Genomic DNA, 5096 nt, shown 5'->3' with positions numbered 1-5096 from the left:
AATGTCCGTCACCCATAATTGGTTCGGCTGAGTTGGATTAAACTGTCGATTTAAGCTATTTGCGGCAATGACAGCCGGAGTACCAGCGTAAGCTCTAGGCTTACGATAACCACGCTGTGATTTAAGACCATCTGCTTTCATCAGTCGATGTACTCGATTGATCCCACAACTTTCGCCAACATCTTTCAAATCACAGTGAATCTTACGATAGCCATAGACTCCGCCAGATTCCAGCCAGAATTGTTTAATCAGGCCTGAAAGCTGTTGCCGTTTCCTTGCAGTTTTACTGGTGGGTTGCTTTAACCATGTGTAATAACCACTGTGGTGAACATCTAACGTTGAACATAAACGACGAACAGGCCATATGTGCTGATTGTCCTGAATAAAGGCGTACCTCATTTGGACTGGCTTGCGAAGTACACCGCGGCCTTTTTTAATATGTCCCTTTCTTCAGTGACCCTTTGCAGCTCTTTTTTTAATTTCGCTAATTCTGCACTTGGATCATTAGATTCTATCGTCTTGGGCTGCTGTGGATCATAACGTTTAATCCAGGCATACAAACTATGTGTAGTCGTACCTAAACGCGCTGCGACATCAGCAACACTATGACCTTTCTCTGTGACCTGTTTTACTGCTTCAATTTTAAATTCTTCAGGGTATCGTTTACTGCTCATAAGCACCTCGTTAATTAGCCATTTTATCTAACTAAAAGGTGTCTACAAAATCGGCGGCTATTCACTAGTCCTCATATTTTTCAAGTCAATTTCTTATCCGCGATTCGGGTTAAGTAATATCTGAGGTTTACAATCTTTATATTTATTATAAATCTTATTGCTATATCCATAAAAATGCCCCATGAATGGAGCAATTTTTTAGATCACCATAGCGGTTTAACCAATGATGATTTGATTATTTTCTAATAATTCCTGCAAAGTCGTATTAGTATTATTTAAAACCAATAACTCTTGATAACTTGGCGTACCATCAACATCACCATTGCGATCAATTGATATCGTAGTTTTACCATCTACAGAATTGACAGAAATAAATTTACCAACCGTCGATGCATTATCTGTATCCAGAATAGCCTGCGTTAAACCACTAAAGAAATCTGATGCAAATTTAATGGTATCTGCATTTGTATCATTTGATGGATTACCCAAATGAAAATCCGTCCAGGTATCAATGCCATGACCTGCTTTGGCATCGGCAGCAGCCAAAACATTATAGATTAAAGTATCGTTACCTGTGGTCCCTGTACTAATAATATCATCACCTATTTTCGCAACGATGGTACTATTTGGATTTGTTACTACCACAGAAAAATCAAATGTAGAATTTTGAGTACTATTATCTTCCGTTTCCGTTGCTGTGACATTCATTGTCACCTGATAAGTATGATCCACTGTCACACCCACAGGCAATTGTAACTTCATGTCAGTGAATTCAACTATATTTGTATCTCCTGTTACCATAATTTCACCAGAAGAATCTGCTACCGAAGTTTTTCCAGAAATAATAGTACCATCTTTATTAACAGTTGAATAAGTTAATATAGTGCCTGCGGCAAGACCAGTCATAGTCATGGAAAGAATTTCTGAACCATCGCGATCTGTTAATGATGCTTCAATCTTATTCAGACTAATCTGATCTGTTTCTGCACCAGAATAACCATAAACTACACCATAATAACCATTCCCTGATCCATATTTATCCTCATTTGCTGTGTCATTAAACGGTTTTAAGGTCATAAAATCAGGCAGCTCTGCAATAATTTGATTATAGTCACTAAAATATTTTACAGCTTCTTCACCAATGTTATTGCCATCAGCATCTTTTAAAACATGTTTAAGCTGGAAATTATAATTACCTACTCCATCTGCATTATGCAAATACAGTTTAAACGTATAAAAACCTGTTTCTGAAGCTACAAAAGATGCATCTGCCGAGGTTACCCCAGACCAATTTACATGATAACTGGACTCATCCCCAATAATAATGGTGCCACTATCATCTGCCTTACCCGTATATTGATAAGTTTGACCTTTTTCCAAATATAGATAACCTGTAATAAATACAGCATTATATGTTGGCAAGTTAGTAGATACAAAGGACTCGGCATGCGTTACAGTTGCACCATTGGTTGCTCTATTTTCATATAAATAATTCAATGCCTTAACCAGAGTATCATTGGTCGCGCCACTGCCAGCACGTTCAAGTAAATTATATGTTCTACCATCAATAACAATTGATTTGATTCCAGTCCACGTATACATATTCATGGAAAATGACTCAACATCGTAATCCATAGTTTCCGTCGTTGTTGGCGTATCTGCTACAGCTGTTACAGTAATATTCTGTGTTACTTCCACACTATTACCGTATTGATCCTTCACCACAACCACAAAACTATCAACATCAGTTTCTGAATCTGAAGACCAGTTAGGCGCAGGAGTATAAGTAAAGTTACCAGTTACAGAATCCAGTACCACTGTACCACCATGCTGGGAGCCAGCACCGTCCTTAACGGTATAAGATAATGTATCTCCTGTAGGATCTACCCCCGTAATTTTTCCAGAAACAGCCACATCTTCATTAGTTGTTAAAGGAGTAGTAGAAGCTGTTGGAGCTGCATTCACCACGGCATCTTTCGTTGCCGGTGTTGCTGGATTACCTGCCTTATCACTTACATCTGCGCTAACAGTATAGCTTTGACCATCCTGTAAATTCAGTTGAGTGGTTTGTTGTGCTGTAAGGGAAATTGACCATGTTCCATCTGAACCAACGATGCCTGTAAAACTTGTTCCTTTAAGCTTTATCGTCACAGTCTGACCTTCTTCGGCACCAGATGTTGTCCCTTTAATCGTAAAGCCGTCTGTTTTTTCTGCATGTGAAATAATTTCATCTTCAGCAACTGATGTAATTTCAATGGTCGGAGGAGTCACATCAACTGTAAATTTAAAGATAGGAGAGAATCCACCCAATACACCTGTCGCTTCATTATAAGTCGCCGCTTTAATGGTGACTTCACCGGGAGCTAGTGTACCCGTTGTGGTTACTTTATATAAATCAGAAACATTTGTCGTCCAACGATAATTGCCATTACCAGTTGATACTAGCTCTGCAACAGGAATAGAAATCCATTTACTGGTATTGTTATATAAATAAATTCTGACTTCATCAACCAGTGCCAGCTGCTCTGCTGTTAAGTTAATCGTACCAGTAATCTGACCTTGTTGATCATCAGTTACCCCATTTTCAGTAATCTTACCTTGAATTGCGCCTACGTCATCTATATAGCCATCGACAACAGGTGTAGGCAGAACTAAAGTCGGATCAATGGTTTTATCATTACTTGTACCAGTATTACCTGCCTTATCTGTGACATAGACAACAAACTGAGTATTTGTATTAACAGCTGTTTTCACATTAGAATTTAATTCAATATTGATGTTCAAATAGTTAGTTGAACCATACTTATCACCTACAACACCTTCACCAGCCAAATGTTCTTTACCTTGCGCATCCTTATACGTCACGATAACTTTATCACCTGTATTGGCATGTTTGGTACTGCTACTATCCCCATACACCAATGCATTCACTACTCCAGAACTTCCATCATAGCTAACATTCGTCGCTTCAGGTGCTATAGTATCAACTACAAAAGTATATTTAGTTGATACCTCTCCAACTTTGCCTGTCACAGGATCAATAGCACGCACCTGAATATAAATGTTGTCATTATTTAATTGATCCGCCTCCCAGATATGTTCTAGTACAGCTTGTAACTCTGCTTCTGTAACGATCCAATGACCATCAGTATCAACATTCACTTCCAGATATTTTGGATACGGCAAAGTACTTGGATTGTCGGAAGTATCCTGTTTATTAATATAGATACGGACTTTTTCCACACCAGATGCTACCGTTCCCTCTATACGACCAAGAGAGTCATTACTATAAATAGTAAATGTATTTCCATCACTGGCAATATTAGTTTCTGCACTTAATGAAGCAGTCGTTGCAGATATGCCAACCCAGCCTTCGGCATAACCATTCTCATTAATAGATACTTTAACTTCATACGCTTTTCCTAAACTATCAGTCACAGAAATAATATCAGTTAATGGAGCTTTCGTTGAATTAAGCGTACTTTGTAAATTAGTATTTAATTTATAAGTCCAGTTTCCATTTTTATCGATACTAAAGCTACCATATGTAGTTGCCACATTACTCTGTTCGACGATAACGGCATTGGAATCCCAAGCAACAGTCACTTTGCTAGAGATGGATACATTTGACAATGCACCAGAAGTTGTTACTGTGTTTTGTACACTGTCAATATCATCATAATAATGCGTCACATTTGCTAGTGGAGCATCTACCACATAATTGGCAGCACTTGACGTTGCTGTATTATTCCCATGATCCTGTACAATTGCTGTTGCCGTACCATCTAGCAATTTTGCTGCATGTTCCGCAGTTACAGTAGCAGACCATTTACCATCGGCCTGTACCTTGCCTGTCACTGTAATTACCTGATTATCAGAGGTATTCGCAAAAGTAACACTGACTACTTGTCCCGCTTCTACTCCAGTCGTTGTACCCGTTACTGTAAATGATTGCTTAGTCGATGTACTGAAATCAGTATCTTCTTCAGTACCGCTCCAAACCACATGTCCATTATTACCTACTGTAGTAATTGCTATAGTAGGCTCAACCAAATCAAGTCCCGGTTGATACTCATTTTCTGTAGTGCTTGGATCATCTGGTGTATAGCCTGATAAATTGCTATAAGCATATATATCAGACTTATCATTATCTTTTGTATGTGCTTCCACGGTGACAGCAGAACCATCAACAATCCCATCACTTTCTAGCAATTGATAAGAATACGAGCCAGTTTCAGTTCCATTCACATAACTTAAATCGACAGTTCTTGTAATAGTAATTGATTCTCCAGATGTGTTCAGACCTGTAATTTTTAAAGTAATAACATTTAGACCTTCTCCAACAAATTCTGTTGGAACAGATTCTGTTATACCTTTAATCAATCCATCAGAATTAATTGAAGTGGTAATTTCGCCTTGGGT

Annotated in this window: 1 protein-coding gene and 1 pseudogene; both read right to left on the bottom strand. The window is 38.4% G+C overall.

From position 1 onward, the window contains the following. Nucleotides 1-674, bottom strand: a pseudogene (locus AVJ19_RS22610) (IS3 family transposase); the annotation flags it as partial. Nucleotides 675-890: 216 nt separating this feature from the next. Next, complete coding sequence (locus tag AVJ19_RS20190; protein WP_228203418.1) at nucleotides 891-4844, bottom strand: Ig-like domain-containing protein; 3954 nt, start codon at nucleotides 4842-4844, stop codon at nucleotides 891-893. Nucleotides 4845-5096: the final 252 nt, after the last annotated feature.

It is taken from the genome of Acinetobacter sp. CFCC 10889, from assembly GCF_003268395.1.
Lineage (GTDB): Bacteria > Pseudomonadota > Gammaproteobacteria > Pseudomonadales > Moraxellaceae > Acinetobacter.
Note: the sequence above shows the minus strand (reverse complement) of the source record. Positions and strands in the feature narration are given on the sequence as shown.